Origin of the sequence: Streptococcus mitis (assembly GCF_026782865.1) — a bacterium.
Classification (GTDB): domain Bacteria; phylum Bacillota; class Bacilli; order Lactobacillales; family Streptococcaceae; genus Streptococcus; species Streptococcus mitis_CG.
The window spans coordinates 82,967-102,043 of record NZ_JAKUXK010000003.1 but is presented as its reverse complement, the minus strand read 5'-3'; the positions used below and the strand labels follow the sequence as shown (position 1 = coordinate 102,043).

Annotated in this window: 14 protein-coding genes; 2 read left to right on the top strand and 12 right to left on the bottom strand. The window is 42.6% G+C overall.

What is annotated here, in order from left to right; genetic code table 11:
* Nucleotides 1–137: 137 nt before the first annotated feature.
* The 4 genes from MK482_RS01085 to MK482_RS01070 all read right to left on the bottom strand — a co-directional run bounded on the left by MK482_RS01085 (nucleotide 138) and on the right by MK482_RS01070 (nucleotide 6,988).
* A complete protein-coding gene (locus tag MK482_RS01085; protein ID WP_268717763.1) occupies nucleotides 138–2,018 on the bottom strand; it encodes a beta-N-acetylhexosaminidase in 1,881 nt (626 codons plus the stop codon).
* Nucleotides 2,012–2,881: an ROK family protein gene (locus MK482_RS01080; RefSeq protein ID WP_268717850.1), complete on the bottom strand. Its 870-nt coding sequence runs from the start codon at nucleotides 2,879–2,881 to the stop codon at nucleotides 2,012–2,014. The genes MK482_RS01085 and MK482_RS01080 overlap by 7 nt, the downstream gene beginning before the upstream one ends.
* Before the next feature lie 83 nt (nucleotides 2,882–2,964).
* The gene (locus MK482_RS01075; protein ID WP_268717762.1) at nucleotides 2,965–5,610 is read right to left on the bottom strand and encodes an alpha-mannosidase; all 2,646 of its coding nucleotides are present in this window, start codon (nucleotides 5,608–5,610) and stop codon (nucleotides 2,965–2,967) included.
* 97 nt (nucleotides 5,611–5,707) lie between these two features.
* Complete coding sequence (locus MK482_RS01070) at nucleotides 5,708–6,988, bottom strand: glycoside hydrolase family 125 protein (RefSeq protein WP_268717761.1); 1,281 nt, start codon at nucleotides 6,986–6,988, stop codon at nucleotides 5,708–5,710.
* Nucleotides 6,989–7,158: 170 nt separating this feature from the next.
* On the opposite strand from MK482_RS01070, the gene MK482_RS01065 reads away from it, so the two are divergent.
* The gene (locus tag MK482_RS01065; RefSeq protein ID WP_268717760.1) at nucleotides 7,159–9,246 is read left to right on the top strand and encodes a GH92 family glycosyl hydrolase; all 2,088 of its coding nucleotides are present in this window, start codon (nucleotides 7,159–7,161) and stop codon (nucleotides 9,244–9,246) included.
* A 262-nt stretch (nucleotides 9,247–9,508) separates the two neighbouring features.
* On the opposite strand, the gene MK482_RS01060 is transcribed toward MK482_RS01065, so the two are convergent.
* Entirely contained in the window at nucleotides 9,509–10,393 is an 885-nt protein-coding gene (locus MK482_RS01060; protein ID WP_004235732.1) for an SPFH domain-containing protein, read from the bottom strand.
* A gap of 258 nt (nucleotides 10,394–10,651) precedes the next feature.
* On the opposite strand from MK482_RS01060, the gene MK482_RS01055 reads away from it, so the two are divergent.
* Nucleotides 10,652–11,509 carry a 5'-nucleotidase, lipoprotein e(P4) family gene (locus MK482_RS01055; protein ID WP_247928614.1) on the top strand — a complete coding sequence of 286 codons (858 nt, stop codon included), beginning with the start codon at nucleotides 10,652–10,654 and terminating at the stop codon, nucleotides 11,507–11,509.
* 297 nt (nucleotides 11,510–11,806) lie between these two features.
* Here the strand turns inward: MK482_RS01055 and adcA are convergent, their stop codons facing one another.
* The 7 genes from adcA to dltC all read right to left on the bottom strand — a co-directional run bounded on the left by adcA (nucleotide 11,807) and on the right by dltC (nucleotide 19,073).
* Nucleotides 11,807–13,312: a zinc ABC transporter substrate-binding lipoprotein AdcA gene (gene adcA / locus MK482_RS01050; RefSeq protein ID WP_268717759.1), complete on the bottom strand. Its 1,506-nt coding sequence runs from the start codon at nucleotides 13,310–13,312 to the stop codon at nucleotides 11,807–11,809.
* A 9-nt stretch (nucleotides 13,313–13,321) separates the two neighbouring features.
* Nucleotides 13,322–14,128 carry a metal ABC transporter permease gene (locus tag MK482_RS01045; protein WP_261033718.1) on the bottom strand — a complete coding sequence of 269 codons (807 nt, stop codon included), beginning with the start codon at nucleotides 14,126–14,128 and terminating at the stop codon, nucleotides 13,322–13,324.
* Nucleotides 14,121–14,825, bottom strand: a complete 705-nt coding sequence (locus tag MK482_RS01040; RefSeq protein WP_033689523.1) for a metal ABC transporter ATP-binding protein — start codon at nucleotides 14,823–14,825, stop codon at nucleotides 14,121–14,123. Before MK482_RS01040 ends, MK482_RS01045 begins: the two co-directional genes overlap by 8 nt.
* A complete protein-coding gene (adcR, locus tag MK482_RS01035) occupies nucleotides 14,825–15,265 on the bottom strand; it encodes a zinc-dependent transcriptional regulator AdcR (protein WP_268717758.1) in 441 nt (146 codons plus the stop codon). Before adcR ends, MK482_RS01040 begins: the two co-directional genes overlap by 1 nt.
* Nucleotides 15,266–15,414: 149 nt before the next feature.
* On the bottom strand, nucleotides 15,415–17,433 hold the full coding sequence (nt5e, locus tag MK482_RS01030) for a cell surface ecto-5'-nucleotidase Nt5e (protein ID WP_268717757.1): 2,019 nt from the start codon (nucleotides 17,431–17,433) through the stop codon (nucleotides 15,415–15,417).
* 139 nt (nucleotides 17,434–17,572) lie between these two features.
* Entirely contained in the window at nucleotides 17,573–18,841 is a 1,269-nt protein-coding gene (gene dltD, locus MK482_RS01025; RefSeq protein WP_268717756.1) for a D-alanyl-lipoteichoic acid biosynthesis protein DltD, read from the bottom strand.
* On the bottom strand, nucleotides 18,834–19,073 hold the full coding sequence (gene dltC / locus MK482_RS01020) for a D-alanine--poly(phosphoribitol) ligase subunit DltC (RefSeq protein ID WP_000351967.1): 240 nt from the start codon (nucleotides 19,071–19,073) through the stop codon (nucleotides 18,834–18,836). Before dltC ends, dltD begins: the two co-directional genes overlap by 8 nt.
* Nucleotides 19,074–19,077: the final 4 nt, after the last annotated feature.

Sequence of the window (19,077 nt, the reverse complement as noted above, 5' to 3'; positions counted from 1 at the left end):
TAGTATACTCCTATTTGAAGGTTAGGTTAAACTACTAATTATAGAAAAAACTCCACAAATTATTTTATGTGGAGTACTTTTTAAGAATGGGATGTTTCACGAGAAACACTCTGAGTAAGAGCACAGTGTTCTTGTTTTTAGGTCGTGTAGATGGTCGAAGCTGTCGCAATGGTATGCCACTGGTTGGCTGTTGTGGCTGCGAAGTTCTTGTCTGCGTAGAAGTCTGTAAATGGTAAGATTTCCACTTCTAACTCATCGATGCGGTCAAGCTGACCAGCCAGATAAGCTTCGATACGGCTTTCTGCTCGCTTAATGCGTTGCAATAGTCCGCCTATGCGGATATCGACCGTATCCAAGCCAAAGACCTTGTTTTCTTTCAGCCATTGGTGGCTAAAGAGAGCATGGAAGTGTTCAATTTGGCTTCTGAGTTCTGGTAATTCTTGTCTTGCGATTTCTTGCAGACTTTCTTTATCGTTTACTTGATAGGCCTGACGAATGCGTCGTCCCACATCGACTTTGCTACTTAAAATAGCATTCAACTGGGCCTGAGTTTCAAAGAGGTAGGCATAGTTGCCAGCTTTTTCTTTAATGTCAGCAAGCGTCTCAGCAGACTGAGCGAAGTGCGGTTTGTCCTGTTCAGGTGTCATGTGTCGGTCAAGGATCGGACAGAGAACATCCTGATAAAAGACATAGCGGTTGGGATTGATACCACTAAGATTGCCTGGTATATCTGGCAAGAGGTTGGCAAGATCAATCTGCATAAAGTCCTCAACCGATAGACCAGTATTGGTTTGGAAGTGAGCAGACAAACGGTCTAGGTCATTGCGGTAGCAGAGTTCTGCCCAGATTTGCAAGCTTGGTAGGATAGAAAACTGAGCGGTCTCACCACCATTGTCCCCCCAACCCGTCACAATGACTTCTTTGATCTGATTAGCACGGCAGGCTTTGTTGGCCTCGATAGCCACTAGACGGCTAAAATGGTTGTGAGGTGTAAATCCAATCCACTTCCAAGCACCACCTGCAAAGGCAAGGTCATGGCTAATCTTGTGATGGTTGCGGAAATTGCGATTGTATTTTTCCTCGCTATCCTGATAATAGTCCCAGTAAACCAAGGTTACACGGTCTTTGAGACGGTCTAGGTAGACACGAGTTTCCTCTGGAATTTCCACATCACGGTCGTACTGGCCATCTGCTGACATAAGTTTAAAGAACATATCACTCCACATCTGGCAGTGGAAACCATATTTGTCAGCAATATCCAGCACGCGTTCCAAGTGTTGGCACATGAGGAGACTACGATCCACAACACCGTTCAGAATCAAGTAGCGTCCCAAACCAACCAAGTGGGCTTCGTCCATCCCGATATTGACCTTGCGAGTTTGTAGTTTAGATAGAGTAGCAAACATGCCATCAATCAGGTTATAAACCTTTTCTTCGCCAATGAGAAGAATATCCTCCACATCACGGAGTTCTTGCACTTCCTTGACACCCCATTTAACGAAGGCTGACAAGTGGGCCAAGGTCTGGATACAAGGAACAAAGGTCATGTCAAACTGCTGGGCATAGGCTTCGATTTCCTGTAACTCCTTAGCCGAATAAGCCCCGCGGAAATAGCCAAAGTAAGGCTGTCCTTCAATCTGGTAGGTATCTTCCATGTAAAGCTCAAAGGTTGAGTAGCCCATGAGAGCCAAGACCTCAATCATCTGCTTGGCAGAAGCCACATTCAGCACTGCATTGCGCGAACAGTCAGCCATGTAGGCTAGATCTTCATAAGCTGCCTGCTCCTCAATCTCTACCTTGTCAGCTTCTGACAGAGCTGTTGCCAACAAGGACAAGGCGCGGTAGAGTTGGTGAGGTTTGCGGTAGGTCAATTGATAGTGACCATCCTCACCCTTGATAGGGATAGAGGCTTGGTCAGACTGAGCGACAGCTACTTCTACATCTGGTAGAGAAATGTGCTTTTTTAATACTTCAATAGCTTGCGCTTGTTTGTCACTAAGTCCTGTAAATCTTACCATTGGTTTTCCTCCTGCAACCAGTTGACAAGGGCCCCGTAGAGATTAGCATCTACATGATAGGTGCAGGCTTGGATGATGGGCGCAATCGTGTATTCTTCGTAGGTCTCGACAAAGTCTTCAACAGCCTTCTTGACACCTTGGATAAAATCTGGATTTTGACTGATAGAGCCTCCCAGACTGATGACATCTGGGTCGATGAGATATTGGATATTGAGCAAGCCTTGCGCCAGATTGCGGTTCATGCGCTCAATGGCTTCTTGGCAAAGGGCATTTCCTGCTGCGGCCTCTTGGTAAATCTTGCGACCGTCCCAGTCAGTCTGACCAGATTTTTCAATCACGTATCGCACCATATTCCCAGTTGATGCTAGTTGCGACCAGTTGTTGAGCTTTTCAGCAGGGGCAAGGGTGGTCATGTAGCCAAATTCTCCACCCAGGCCGTGGCGACCTCGATGAAGTCTACCATTGATAATCATGGCTCCGCCAATCCCTGTCCCAATCACGACACAGGCTGCATTTTCAAGCTCTGGATGAGCTAGTAGTTCACTGAGTCCAACGCAGTTGGCATCATTTTCCAGATGGACAGGAATCTGATAATAGCTAAGCGCCTCATACCAAGAAAATCCGTGAATGTAGGGCACCGCACTGAAGCCATCAATCACACCTGTCTCTTGATTGACCGCGCCTGGAACGCTCATAGCAATCCCGCTGTAATCCTTCTCTGACAAGCGCTGGTCTAGCCAAGCTAGTAAGTCCTCCAAGTTTTCAGGCGTTGGAATGCTTGTCTTATTCAGCATTTTCCCATCAGGAGTCAGACTTGCAAACTTAATCCCAGTCCCTCCGATATCAATCGTTGCAATGGTCATTGTTTTTACCATAAAAAGGGGCGAATCAGCAGTTAGTTCTTACCTTTTCGCCCCTCCTTTCTTTTTATGTTTACTTTTTGAAATTAAATTTCTTCTTTTTTGATGAATTCTGTACGAATTTCTTGTGGTGAAATGAGGCCTCTATGAACTGGGTATGGTCGTTCAAGTAGGTCAAGGAAGAGATGTTGACTTTCCGGTACACGTACATTTTCACTACACATATTGTAGTAACGAAGAACATAGCCTTCTTCATTTTCAGCTACCTTAAAGGCTGTTGGACAGATTTGCGGTATGCTGAGAACAGAATGGCTCAAGAGGCTACCAGTTGCAGCCACGCTTCCTTCTTGTTTAGCAAGCTGAAGGCTGGTAAATGGTGTCTGCAAGGCTTTAGCACGACGATAGGCTGAGAAGCGTTCTTGGGCTTGGTGGCATTCAAGCGCAAACTCGACTTCAAACTCACGCAAGCATTGTGCTTCTGGTGTTGGGAAGTAACCCCAGTCACCTAGCTCGCCTGACGCACGCAAAATAGTCACTGCAATGGTGTCGTCTCCAAGGATTTCGTATTCATTCAATCCCTTGTTAGATACAGTCACGCCTTTTTCATCGTCATACAGACTAACGAAGGCTTGTTGGTGTTGAGGATTTTCAGGATTTTCCCATGAAGCTGCTGGTTTGTTTGGTCGTGTCACCACTTCATAAATGCTTTCAGAATCATTGCTTGGACGCATGTTGTGAGTCTTGACCAAGAGACGGATACGGTGGTCTTTGGCAGTGTTGGTAAAACGAGTCTTGCAACGGATTTGTGGATTATCAACGAAGATAGTCATCTCAGTTTCAAGAGGAATGCTTGTCAATTCTTCTGAACGTCCAGCTTCACGCTTCATAAATTCGATGATGCCTTTTTGCTCTTCTTCTAGCTTTTCATCTGCACTGACAGGCACGGTCAATTCATGTTTGAGCAAAATCTTAGCATAGCGAGCTGTGTTTTCCAAGACCTCGTAGCCCTTAAGCTCTGCATAGATTGGCTCTGTTCCTTTTGGTTGGAAATAGATATACTCGTTTCCGATGTCACCACGGTCTTCGAAGCGGATAAAATCTTCATAGGCTTCGTGAGTTGTCTTATCATAGACTGTGATGTTGTCATCCACACTCACCGTTACAAATGGCGTATCAATCACTCCGTTTTGGTAAATACCGTCGCGGCGTTCTTGCTCTCCTTCCAGCAATTGGAAAGTTGCCCAAGAAAGCGGCGCTAGGTGAACTGGAATAGTCACGCGCACTTGTCGAGCGATACGAGCTTGGCGGAACTTGTCTTTTGGTAAATCGTACTCAAAATTAGCCCCAAGGTCTTCGATTTTAGCCTCTACAGGACGCCCATCCAAGTCCTCCACACGATAACTTGGCAAGGTAAGAGCAGCCATCTTCTTGTAACCTTCTGTTGGGTGCAATTCCTTGAAATCACAAGTCGCCACATTAATCACTGTACTGACAGTATCGACCTTATCATGCAAGCCTGTGTTAATAACCGTAAAGAGATAATCACTTTGAGCCTTAGCTGTAGCGATTTTACCCTTCCACTCATTGAGCAAGTTGGTCTTAACAAAGTTTCCGACTTGATTGACCTTGGCAAAACGCGTTTCCATCTCGCGGTGAACTTCGTCCACACTACAACCACAGATACTATCATGGGGTGCATTCTGCAAAAGTGTTTTCCAAGCATAGGTCAACTGGTCCTCGTGGTTATGTCCACCAGTAATGACGGTCAAGGGTTCCACTACTTGTTCTAGGAGATTGCTATTTTCTTGGAAGGCTTGTTTGAGATAAATACGAGATGAAGAAGTATTGGCAAGTGTGTACCAGCCGTCTGTTTCCTGACTGGTCAACTCACCTGTCACCGTTGATAAGTGTTCAGGAAGGGCACCTTCCACAGCTTGAACATATTCATCAAAAGAACTGTGAACAAAGGTCACATCTGGGAAGAGTTTATTTGCCACACGAATGGCTTCGCTCAGATTTTTCTGTACAGGCTGGTGGTCACAGCCGTTCATCATCAACCATTGGTTAGTCGAAGCGTAGGCACGCACATCTGACAATTTTTGTTTCCAGAAGGTCAAGGCCTCATCTTTGTCAATTGGGATTTCATTCCCGTTACTATACCAGTTGGCAAATAGAATACCTAAAACACAACTACCATCCGCACCCTGCCAGTACATTTCTGAAAACTGGGATGTAAACTGCTCATCTTCAAGGACTTGGTTGTCAAATCCAATCGGCTTCACACCACGACCAAAAGCGGCCACGTGAATGCCTGATTTTTGAAGAATTTGAGGCGCTTGTCCCATATTTCCAAAGGTATCTGGGAAATAACCAATCTGGGTTGATTTGCCCCATTTGGCACATTCTGCTTGACCAATCAAGGTATTGCGAACATTGGCTTCACTTGAAATCAAGTAATCATCCTGCAAGATGTAAAAGGGACCAATTTTCAATTTTCCTTCGTCAATGTAGCGTTGAACTTTGTCACGATTTTCAGGGCGAATTTGCAAATAGTCGTCAAGGACAATAGTTTGTCCATCCAAGTGGAAACTCTTGAACTCAGGGTCATTTTCAAAGAGATCAAAGAGATTGTCAAATAATTCCACCAACTGCATACGGTGGCTTTCAAAAGGCAAGTACCACTCACGGTCCCAGTGACTATGTGAGATAATATGTACGACAACATTTTCCATGAAGTAAAACCTCATTCTAAATTTAAATTTTTATTGTTAACGTTTTAAATGTAAAGGTGTGATTTTGACAAGAATCAGTTGCGCTAAAGCGTGCTCCTTAGCGGATATCCAAGTAATCCAAGACCAATTCACAGAACATCATGTTGGCCCAAGAGAACCATTCACGAGAGTAGAGAGTTGGGTCATCTACGTGGAAGCTTTCATGCATAACACCTGTACCCCCATCACAAGTAACCAGCTGATCCAGCAAGAATTTTTTCTCTGCCTTATCTCTTGTTGTCAAACCTTGGATAGACAGAGCGATTGGCCAGATATAGCGATAGAAGGTATGGGAACTTCCGAGGCCACTAGCGTATTCTCCTTGGTAGAAGTATGGATTTTCAGGGCTCAGAATGGTACGACGAGTTGCTTGATAGACTTCGTCGTCAATATCGCAGTAGCCCAGATAAGGTGCAGCCAACAAACTTGGTACGTTTGGATCATCCATGATGCTGGCATTTCCTAGACCATCCACTTCAAAGGCATAAATCTTTTCGCCCTTGCTGTTGGTGGTGTAGGCGTAGTTGTCGATTCCTTCTTGGATTTCAGACTGGAGACGCTTAGCATCAGCAATAATGCTCTCGCTATCAGCTAGATTCAATTCTGCAAAGATTTCTTGCACATAACCCAAGACTACTACAGCAAACATATTTGACGGAATCAAGTAACTATACTGACAGCAATCATCACTCGGACGAAAGGCTGACCAAGTCATACCTGTCACTGCAAAATCAGGGCCAAAGCCATCATTTACCAAGGTGTCTTCCTTACGGTCCGTATCTCGGACAAAACGATAAGGAGAGTTCTTGTGGTCTTGTTCCACCGTCCACAGATGAAGAATTTCCTTAGTCGCTGCAACAAAAGTCTCATCAAACTGACTAGTCTCGCCAGTCTCTCTCCAGAGGAGATAAGCCAGCTGCAAAGGATAGCAAAGCGAGTCCACCTCGTACTTGCGTTCCCAAATCCAGCCATTAAGGTCGGTATGGTCTGTCTCGTGGTGACCCTTCCAGTTTTCCTCAATGTTGAAGGAATTGGCATAAGGATCCTTGAGTACCAAGGCCATCTGACGTTTGACCAAACCTGCAACGGTCTGACGCAGAAGGGTATCTCTTTTGGCTACATGAAGGTAGGGCCTGAGTTGGGCTGTCGAATCTCGAAGCCACATAGCAGGAATATCTCCTGTGAGTACAAAGGTTGAACCATCTTCTAGGATTTCAACCGTATTGTCCAAAGTGTCGGTGTAGCAACGTTCGAAAACATCCACCCACTCTGGATGGTCCTTAGCCCGCTCTGCCACTTCATCTAGCCATTCTCTAACAATTTCTTTTGAATAAATCATCGTGCAGTATCCTCTTTCAAACAAATTTCATTTTCAGTATATAGCTTTTGAGACAGAAAATACATACACAAATGATAGTCATTTTTCTACAAAATAGTTATCTTTGAAACTCCTTTTCTAAAGGTTATCTTTTTCTGATATAATGTAGAAAAACAGCTAAAGGAAAGACTATGAAACCATTACTTGAAACCATCGATACCCGCTTTGGAACTGCCAGCAAGCATGCTTTTTCTCGAGGAAATACCCTGCCATACACAGGCGTACCTTTTGGGATGAATTACTTTGTGCCCCAGACCAGTGACCAGAAGGGCTCTTGGTTTTTCGATCCGCATCTGCCTATCTTTCAGGGGATTCGATTAACCCACCAGCCCAGTCCTTGGATTGGGGACTACTCTTGGCTCCTTCTGACACCTGTCATAGGCCAGCTAGGTGGAGACAGCCTCTTCCATCGTCAGTCTTCTTATGATAGGGATAAGGCCTCTTTCCAGCCTCATTATCTGAAAATTTTCTCCCTGCGCTATCAGATTGAAACCCAGCTCACACCGACTTGCTACGGTGCTTCTATTCGTTTGAAGCAAAAGCAAGGCAAATCCCTCTCCCTCTATCTTCACGCAGCAGATGAACTGACCGTAGAGCAAGTAGATAAGCGAACGCTTGCCCTAAGACAAGAAGGAAAAACTGAGACTACTAAAAATCCGCTGATACTGTTTACAGTACTGAAAATGAATACGGATATTCTTGCTATCAGCCAAGAAGGCGAAGACTGGCGAATCGACTTAGCAAGTAGCCATGCTGAAATTCAACTAGGGATTTCTTTCATCTCTCCTTCTCAAGCTCTAATCAATCTACCTCAAAAAGATTTTGATAACTGTAAAGCAAATGCGCAAGCGGACTGGGAAAATCTCCTCCATCGTTTTGACATTATAGAGACAGGAGAGGTTGACCGAACCTTATTTGACCACTGTCTCTACAGACTCTTCCTCTTTCCTCAGACTTTTTATGAGGTTAATGAATCAGGACAAGTCATCCACATGGATTTGTCCACTGACACTGTCAAACCTGGTGTCCTCTTCAGCAACAATGGTTTCTGGGATACCTTCCGCACCACCTTCCCCCTCTTTGCTCTCATCATACCAGAGCATTATCGTCTCTTTTTAGAAGGCTTTCTCAATAGCTACCGCGAGACTGGATTTCTTCCAAAATGGTTGGCTCCAGATGAACGTGGCATGATGCCCGGTACCCTTTTAGACGGTATTATTGCAGATAGCGCCTGCAAGAATATGGCTCCCGACTTGGAAGAAGAACTCCTCCAGGCTATGCTTGAAACAGCCAGCAAGGCCGACCCTCTCGATATCAATGGTCGTCACGGACTAGCCCAATACCAAGAACTAGGCTACCTCTCTACCGAGCACCACGAAAGCGTCAGCCACACCCTAGACTATGCCTATAGTGACTTTTGTATCGCTATCTGTGCCAAAAAACTTGGTCAGAATGACATCGCGAAAACCTATAGGACTGCTTCACAAAATTACCGCCATCTATTTGACGCTGAGACAGGTTACATGCGAGCGCGTGATGGTCAAGGCAACTTCCGTCCTGATTTCTCTCCTTATAGTTGGGGACGCGACTATGCCGAATGCTCTGCCATCCAAGCAACTTTAGGCGTCCTCCACGATATCCCAGGATTGATCCAGCTTATGGGTGGAAAAGAAGCCTTTAGCAACTATCTTTTAAAAGCCTGCCAGGAGGCTCCCCTCTTTGAGACAACAGGCTATGGCTACGAGATTCACGAAATGAGCGAGATGGCTACTGCTCCTTTTGGACAAATAGCCATTTCCAACCAGCCGAGTTTCCACATTCCTTATCTATTCCGTTACAGTGATTACCCTGACTACACTGCCCTTCTCATCAAGACGCTCCGTCAGAAAGCTTTTCACCCAAGTTGGGAAGCCTATCCTGGCGATGAAGACAATGGCAGTCTCTCAGCCTGGTACATCTGGTCAGCTCTCGGTTTCTATCCAACCTGTCCAGGAAAACCAAGCTATGACCTCGGAATCCCTCTCTTTGACCACCTCCGAGTCTATCTTGCCAAAGAAGATAAATGGCTAGATATTCATACTGAGCAAAACCACAGCCATTTTAACTTTGTAAAAGAATGCCGATTGAACAAGGCACCAGTATCTAGCATTCAACACCAAGACCTCTTAAAAGCTGAGCAACTAACCTTTACACTTAGCTGGTTACCAAGTCATCGCTAAATAATAAAAAATCTGCAATCCCCAAGGTTATCCACAATCTGTGAATAACTATCCCAAGCTGTGCTTAACTCTTTATTTACAGGAATTAAAACTACTTTATAATCCTCAAAAGTTACTAGATTGGTCATACCAATAAGAATTATCTCTAAAATAATCAGAAGTTATCCACACTTATCCACAACCTGTTAGTAACTTTTGTGAATAGCTAAGGCTTATCTCTCACGAACACTAAAAAGAGCCTGACTCCAGGCTCTTTAGTCTATTATTTCTTCTCAGCACGTAGAGCTGACAAGATTTGTGTACGAATATCATCCACACCATTTGGCGTATTTGGTAAAAAGATAGTCTGATTTCCTTTAGAGGCAAAGGTATTCAATGTATCCAAATACTGGTTGGTCAAAAGAATAGACATGATTTGTTCTTCTGTCATGCCAACATTGGCTTCCTTGAGTTCTGTGATAGACTCTGCCAATCCATCCACAATCGCCTTACGTTGTTGGGCAATCCCCACACCATGGAGGCGGTCTTTTTCTGCTTCGGCTTCAGCTGCAGTGACGATTTTAATCTTGTCTGCTTCCGCCAATTCTTGCGCTGCGACCCGCTTGCGTTGCGCCGCATTGATTTCATTCATGGATTGCTTAACTTCTGCATCTGGTTCGACCTTGGTAATCAAGGTTTTCACGATAATATAACCGTAAGTTGTCATTTCTTCCGCTACTTGATGTTGGACTTCAAGGGCAATCTCATCTTTTTTCTCAAACAATTCATCCAAGGTTAATTTTGGAACAGAAGAGCGAAGAGCGTCTTCGATATAAGATTTAATCTGAGATTCTGGACGCATGAGTTTATAGTAGGCATCTGTCACGCTCTGTTCATTGACACGGTACTGAGTCGCTACATTCATCATAACAAACACATTATCCTTGGTTTTAGTCTCAACCACAATATCACTTTGCAACAAGCGCAACTGAATCCGTGCTGCAATCGAGTCAATTCCAAAAGGCAAGCGAATATGAATACCGCTATTGGCAACCTTTTGGTATTTCCCAAAGCGTTCAATAATCGCCACCGACTGCTGACGAACCACATAAACTGTACTCAGTGTGACTATCACCAATAGGAGCACACAAACCACCACAAAAATCATCAAAAATGTTGCCATTATCGTGACCTCCATCATTATTTTTCCTGTATTATAGCACATTTAAAGAAGGTTGTGCAGTTTTTACTGCAATTTTTCCTGAAATGTCAATAATTAGAGGTGAAACTGCATTTCAAGTTAGCAATCGCTTTTTTTCATTACATTAACTTCTGTATAATCTACATCCATAGTCCGAGAATGACTTGCCTTAACTTTTCCCTCGTGCTATACTAGTGATTGAAATTAATGAATAGGAGATATTTCATGAAAACAGCAAAAACTACTGTTACCATCCTTTCTACACTTGCTTCTGTCGTCTTATTGGCTAGTTGTGCAACAAAGTCTACAGAAACACAGACAAGCAATAATAACTCATCTGATAATCAAATTACAATGACATATGACCAACTACGATCAAGAGAAAACACTATGTCAACCCTTTGGTATCAAAAATCAGCTGAAACTAAAGCCTTATACATACAGGGTTATAACGTTGCAACAAATCACCTAAAGGAATTGCTCAAAACAGAATCAGACAAACCTTACTCTATCGTTTTAGACTTGGATGAGACTGTCCTAGATAATAGTCCTTATCAAGTACAAAATGTCAAAGATGGTACAGCATTTACACCCGAAAATTGGGATGTTTGGGTTCAAAAAGCTTCAGCAAAAGCCGTCCCAGGTGCCAAGGATTTTCTTCAGTTTGCTGATCAAAACGGTGTCCAAATCTACTATATTTCTGACCGCTCAGCTAATCAAGTAGATGCTACCATTAAAAATCTTGAAAGTGAAGGAATTCCTGTTCAAGGACGTGATCATCTCATGTTCTTAGAAAGTGGTGTAAAATCCAAAGAGGGTCGTCGCCAAAAAGTTCAAGAAAAAACAAATCTTATCTTATTGTTTGGTGATAACCTCGTAGACTTTGCAGATTTTTCTAAGACTTCTGAATCTGACCGTGATAAACAACTTGAAGAATTACAAAAAGAATTCGGTGAAAAATTCATCATCTTCCCAAATCCAATGTACGGATCATGGGAATCAGCTGTATACGCTGGTAATAAACTAGATGCTAAAGGTCAAGTAGAAGAACGCCAAAAAGCCTTGCAAGGTTTTGACAAATAAAACAAATAAGCTGATTCTATATAAAATAAAGCTAACTCACAATCTTCAAAAAGTGGATAGGAAGGAATTCTGATAATCAGAAAACTTTCCTATCCACTTTTATGATTGATATAACATCAAGATTTTATAAATCTGATACTATACGTTTTCTGATTTTAAAGACTTTTTGCCTATCCCCGATATCTCAAGAATTTTATTCATTGTTTAAAATTCCTTAGGTATCTGAAAGGTCTATAATGAAGTTAGCCATCTAGTATCAAAAAACCGACTAGCTCCTATGAACTAGTCGGTTTCTCATCAATGCGCCAACATTTCTTGGGCGATTTCTTGGCCAGATAGGTTATCTGGGTAGTAGGTTGGCCAGTTATCCATTTCTTCAAAGAGGGCTTCTTGGCTTGTGCCTCCAAAGAAGATATGGAAATGTTCTGCCTTCACTGGGGCAATATTGTGGTCGCTAAACTGAACATACTTGAATTGTCCAGCATCCGCATCTGTCGCTTCAAAGAGGAAGCGCACGCCACGATTGCCTTTCTTATAAGTCAAGATTTTCTTACCAACATACTTGTAAGTATATTTCTTACTTTGTCCACCTTGAACAAATTCCATAGTGTTATCAGTGATATTAATCTTAGTTACATCTGTCTGATAGCCTTTTGTATAGTAGGCCTTGTACTCATCCTGAGTCATCTTACCAGTCAACTTAGCCTTATAGGCAAAGACCTGATCCAAAGTTCCATCTTCAAGGAAAGGATAAACTGATTGCCAATTACCTGCATAGTCACTCAAGGTGCGGTCCTTGACAGCTGTATCTTCAAAATAACCATTTTGAACTGTCTTGGTATCCTCTGCCTTTTCAGGCTCGATTGCTGGGCCTTCTTGGTCCGTTGTTTGTTTTAGAGCCTTGAGGTTTTTCTCCATCACGGAAATGTAGTTTTCTCCAGCCTTGGTATCCTCTTCTGTCAGGCTTTCTAAAGGATTGAGGACATCTGTTTTGACACCTGCTTCTTTTGAAAGTGTGTTAGCAAGGGCTTGTGAAGCATTTTCTTCAAAGTAGATATAGGCAATTTTATTTTTCTTGACATACTCTGTCAATTCCGCCAAGCGAGCAGCTGATGGCTCTGCATCTGGAGAGAGGCCTGAAATTGCGACTTGTTTGAGTCCATAGTCCAAGGCAAGGTAGTTAAAAGCTGCGTGTTGCGTTACAAAGCTCTTTTGTTTGGCTTGAGACAAGCCTTCTGCATAAGCCTTATCCAAGGCTTGCAATTTTTCAACATAGGCAGCAGCATTCTTCTCAAAGGTCTCTTTTTTATCAGGATAATCTGCTGACAAGCTATCACGGATGTGCTCTACAAGTTTAATGGCACGAACTGGTGATAACCAAACATGGGGATCGAACTCATGGTGATGGCTTTCTTCGCCATGGTCATGGTCTCCCTCTTCTTCCTCACCACCTGGCAAAAGCAACATATCGCCTGTCGCCTTGATGGTTTTGACCTTTTTCTTATCCAAGGTATCTAGCAATTTAGGAACCCATGTTTCCATGTTTTCATTTTCATAAACGAAGGTATCTGCGTCTTGGATTTTAGCAACTGCCTTGGCAGACGGTTCATATTCATGAGGTTCTGTCCCTGCACCGATTAGGAGTTCTACATTAGCAGTATCTCCTGCGACTTGCTTAGTAAATTCATAGACAGGGTAAAAGGTTGTCACAATATTTAGTTTGCCATCTGCCTGCTTTTGATTGGAACAAGCCACTAAAAACAAGGCACATAGACTGGCGAACAATAAACTAATTTTTTTCACGTTAGTCTCCTATTTGATAAAACGTCTTACTAAACTGATGAGTAAAAAGACAGTTACAAAAATAATGGTAATACTTGCACTTGCAGGTGTTTCTACATAGTAGGAAATGTAAAGTCCTGCTACCATTCCCAAAAATCCAATAGCACTGGCAAGCAGCATAACCGATTTAAAGTTTTTCCCCAGACGCAGGGCAATACTAGCTGGCAAGACCATGATAGTCGATACCAAAAGAGCTCCTGCTGCAGGAATCATAAGGGCAATGGCCACCCCTGTAACCATGTTAAAAAGAATGGACATGGTACGAACTGGCAAGCCATCCACAAAGGCCGTATCCTCATCAAAGGTCAAGATATACATAGGACGAAGGAAGAGGAAGGTCAAAATCAAAACAACCGCCGCAATGACAAAGAGGGAAATAACCTGCTCTTCGCTGATAGTCACGATTGAACCAAAAAGATACTGGTCCAAACTCATAGAACTAGAGCTTTTACCCTTGCTCATGACAATCAGAGAAACAGCCAAACCTGTTGACATGAGGATAGCTGTCCCGATTTCCATAAAGCTCTTATAAACCGTACGGAGATACTCCAGGAAGACCGCCGCAATCAAGACAATGGCAATCGTAGAAACTGTCGGAGAAATCCCCAAAACCAGACCAAAGGCTACACCTGAAAGAGAGACGTGGCTGAGGGTATCACTCATCAAACTCTGACGGCGCAAGATAAGGAAGGTCCCCAATACCGGCGAGAAAAGACTCATGGCAATAACGGCCAGAAAGGCACGTTGCATAAAGTCATAAGATAACAAACTAAGCATGGCCCACCTCCTGATCATTCTCATGAACGTTGAAACAACGCCATGGTGAGTCTTGGTTACGGACTAGATGGATATTGCGGTCCGCATAGTCCTTAACTTCTTCAGGGTCATGGGTAATCATCAAAACAGCCTTGCCATGATGATGGGCGCTGTGGTGCATGAGTTCGTAAAATTCATTTTTACTTCCTGCATCCATTCCCGTTGTCGGCTCATCTAGGATAAACACATCTGGATCCGAAGCAAACATACGCGCAATCACCGCTCGCTGCTTTTGTCCTCCAGATAGAGAACCCAAGCGTTTGTCTCTGTGTTCCCACATGCCAACTGAGTCCAGACTAGCCTTGATATGCTCCTCATCATGAGCATTCAAGCGACGGAACCAGCCTTTTCGCGGATAGCGACCCGACTTGACAAATTCATAAACCGTACTTGGAAAACCTGCATTAAAACTAGCAATCTGCTGGGGAAGATAGGCCATTCTCAATTTCTTACCCTGCGTATTTGTCTTTGAAATGGTTACCTTACCAATGCGTGGTTGGAGAATTCCAAGACTGGCTTTGATGAGTGTCGTCTTAGCCGCTCCATTTTCCCCCGTCAAGGTAACAAATTCCCCACTATCAACACTATAATTGATATGTTCAAGAACGGGCTCCTTATCATAATAGAAGGATAAATCCTCTACCGTAATATATCTCATTATTTGATTTCTCCTACTAAAGCAGTCAAAAACCGCTGGATTACTTTTTGTTCATTTGGAGTAAACTGAGTTGCCACTTGTTCATAGGTTAAAAGTGTATGCTCATGGTGATGATGATGCTCCTCAGCAATTGGACGAGCCAAATCAGTCAACTGATAAAAAATCACACGCGCATCTTTTGGATCTCTGGATGTCTCTAACATGCCCTCTTTGACTAAAGACTTGATAGCCTTGGTAACTGCCGCCTGACTGACATTGAGACGACGGGCCAACTCTGAATTTGTTAAAGATTCCTCTGACAAGAGCATGAGGATATGCTCCTGGGTATTGGTCAGAGCCACCTCGCTAGTGCAATGACCTATTAGGATTTCATGCTGATTTTCAGACTTCAAGATAACCTCATTCAAAAAAGTATCAATTTCCTGCGCAAGCTGTCTCATGTGTTACTCCTTTCTTAACTATCACTTTTAGATAAAAATACTGATAGCCACAGATTCTTTACTGGTTAATTATATCACAAACCAAAAAAGAGTCAAGGGAAAGAGCTATAAAAACGTTTCCCTAGACTCCTTTAGATTTGAAATTTAACTTATTTTTGCTGTGATTTTCGACTTACAAAGATACCTGCTAACCCTGCGACCATTCCCATCAAAAGTAAGAAAATAGATTGTTCACTACCTGTATTTGGAAGAACTTTTTCTGAGACAACTGCCTTCTTGCTAAATTGACTTGCCGCCTCATAAGAAAGTTTCACAGTAGTATTTGCATCACCTGTAGCTGTATCCGTCTGAGATGTTTCTGTAGGTAGACTAAAGTTTTTAGAATTGACAGAAATCGTCCGTGAATTTGGATTAATCTTTTCATACTGACTCAAATCAGCGGTTTTCAAATATTCTTCAAAGGCTGCATCCATAGAAGGACCTTCTTCTCGCGCACCACCTAACATAGTGTAGCCATCGCCACCTGCAGCTAGGAAATCATTAGTTGCAAGATAGTAAGTTTTTGCAAGGTCTAGCAGATCATAACGACTAGTCGCGCGGTTTTTAACCTGGATTGCCAAGACACGTTTGCCTGATGGTAGGTTGGTATCATAGTAGACCTTCACACCTGAAACTTGCAAGAGGCCACCACTTGGTTCTAGCAATGGTTGTCCGTTCTCATCCAAGACCTTCTTGCCATCCTTATCGACCTGCAAGATAGATCCGAGTGACTTTTCAAACATATCCAATACTTGTTGCCCAGTCACTTGGATTTGTGAAATAGTATTTCCAAATGGAAGAACAGCAATGACATTTCCTTTAGTGATAGGTTTGCCTTTTGCAATAGTTTCACGCAGTCCACCACCATTTGTCACAGCGATGTCAGTCGGATGGCTAAATCCTGTCTGACCATACTGATAGAGAGAATCTGCTACAACGTTTCCGAGGTTAGTTTCACGGACTCGAACATTTTCTCGGTCACCGTTGAGTTCTACTGGGCTGTTTGAAACGACTTCAACAGCATTTTCAGCATCGTATTTTTGTTTAATGTCTTTGACTAGTTTTTCAACTGTTGGATTTGCTGGTAGTTTTTTAGCATCAGCAGCCGCAATCTGAGTTGGATTTCCCAAAAGCTGACGTGATTTGTAGATGATTTTCCCTACATTATGAAGGTAGCTTCCTGTCTGGTTATAGGTAACATTTTCCCCATAGGTTGTTGATTCCACTGTATGAGAGTGACCATCGATTACTGTTACGCGTTTCCCTTTCAAACGAGGATTTTTAGACAAGGCTTCTGCCAGAGTTGAACCACGCCATTCGACTGGGGTTGTCGTGTCTACACCTAAGTGAGCAAGGACGACATAGTGTTTGTAGTCCTTACCTTCGGTACTTGCCTTAGCTTGCACTTCTTCAATAACCTTATTCACCTCTGTGATTGGATCTGTAAAGGTTACTCCTTTGACATTTTTAGGGTGAGTTTTAGTAGCTGTTTCCGGTGTTGTCACACCAATCACAACAAACTCATCACCTTCTACAGTCTTATCTTTATCAACAATTGTAGAAGCTTCAAAGAGACGGGTACCATTGACGTAGGTATTTGAGCTAAGTAATGGGAATTTCAAAATTTCCTTGTATTTCTTAGCTTCGTCTAAACCAAAGTCAAACTCATGGTTTCCTACTGCCATGGCATCATACTGCATCTGATTGAGAATTTCGGCGCGTGCTTCACCCTTTGTAGAGTTGGAAATCGGTAAACCTTGGAAGGCATCTCCAGCATCTACGACGAGAGTAGTTTGATTTGATTTCGCGCGTTCCTGCTCGATGACTGTCGCTAGCTTAGCGTCTCCAATAACGCCCTTTTCCTCAACAATACGACCATGGACATCATTGGTGTGCAAGATAACGGTGTCTTTTTCTTCGCTTTTAGGAGATTCAACAGGAGCTTCCTTTGCTTCCGCTGATTCAACAGTTGTGGGAGTTGCCGCCTCTGTTGTTGGAGCTGCAGGAGTTGCTACAGCAGGTGACTTCTCTATAGAACTAGCCGTTTCATCAGCATAAGCATGCCCAGCCAATAAGACTGGGGCCAATAGGGCTGTCGACAAGACAGGTAACAAGAAACGTTTATTCATTTTTATCCCTTTCTTTTTCTCACTCACACTATATTATACGCTATTTACAATATTTTTGAAACTTTCAACATATTTTTTACTAAAATATTCGCCATTTAACAAAAAAGCCTGAACTAAAAAATTCAAGCTTTTCATCAATTTATTGAAATTCCTTAACATCTCCATCATAAGTCGCCCAGTCTTTGCTGAAAAAGCGTTCATTCAGATGGTAAGTCGGAGCTGGTCTGGGATTGGATAGAAAAGGATCAACCGCCTTATCAAAAGCAAGCCAACCCAACCAACCTAGGTGAATGGTATCCTTAATAAAATAAGGATCCCCTCCATTTTTTGAAAAGTCAGCAATATTAGTGAAACCTTGACTTTCTAATTGGTAACGAATTTTCTCCACTGCATGCTGGTACATATCTTCTCTGAGCCCTGTGTAGTCCATCCATTTCTTATTGACAGGTTGGATGACAAAGAGGACATTAACTTTCGATTTTGCAAATTGATTGAGAACCAACTGTAAATCATTATATTCAGATGATTTTAGGAAGCTATAATTCTTTTGATACCCTTCCCATTTTTTCAAATCCTTCTTAACCTCTCTTGTATAGAAATGATTTTCCATTCCCATATCATTATTGGTTGTATTTGTTTCTGCATCCTTTCGAGCAATTTTTTCTAACTCTTGGTAAGAAAATTGATCTGGAAGATCTTTTAAATAATTTTCCACATGTTCCTTATATTTGAGTTTTCCTCTAATGGAGAACCGACCAAATAGAGAAGCCTGTCTCTCATTGAATCGGGCAAAAATATTAATAGCAACCTGATCAACCTCTGATAATTCTTCACCCTTTGATAGTTTTTGAACAATGCCTTTTAATGCAACATTAGGATTCTGCTTTAACAATCGAATAGCCGCATGCTTTGCAGCAGTGTCACCAGATTGATTTTCCAGAAAAGCTGTCAATTGGTCACTGTTAAAAAATCTCTGAAACGCTGCGGGTTCATAATCAGTCTCTGTAAACCACTGAGGCGAAATAACAAATACCGCCTGTTTATTCTCAATTTCTGGCAAAATTTGCTGTAGGCCAAAATATTGATTTAGAGAGGCTGCTCCTGCTTGACCTAAAAAGTAAGGACGATAGGGACGATGGTATTTCTCTGCTAAAACAGCTGGATGGACACTATCAAATCGAATCCATTCACTGGACCCTAGAAAAGGAATAAAACGCATATTTGGATCTGTAAGAGCCCTTACTTTTTGGCTTCTCTCTTTAAAACTCTCTACACTAACAGAAGCCGCCGAATATTTCTCCTCCGTCAGATTATGGCTTGTTGTACTTGGATAAAAAAAGATGAGTAGAAGAACCAAAAATCCAGCTATGAAGATAGGTCCGAAGATCATCCATAAGCGTTTAAGCATTTTGTAGCTCCACAATGCCAGCTATAATTTTATTAGCTGTATTCCAGTCATCGCGACCAAACTCTGTTACAGGAACACGAATGTCAAAACGGTTTTCAATCTCCACAATCAACTCAACCGTTCCCATACTATCCAAGACACCTGCGTCAAAAAGATCTTCATCCATCATGTCAGAAACATCTTCCATAAACAACTCATCAATAATTTCGATAACTTCTGATTTGATATCCATATTT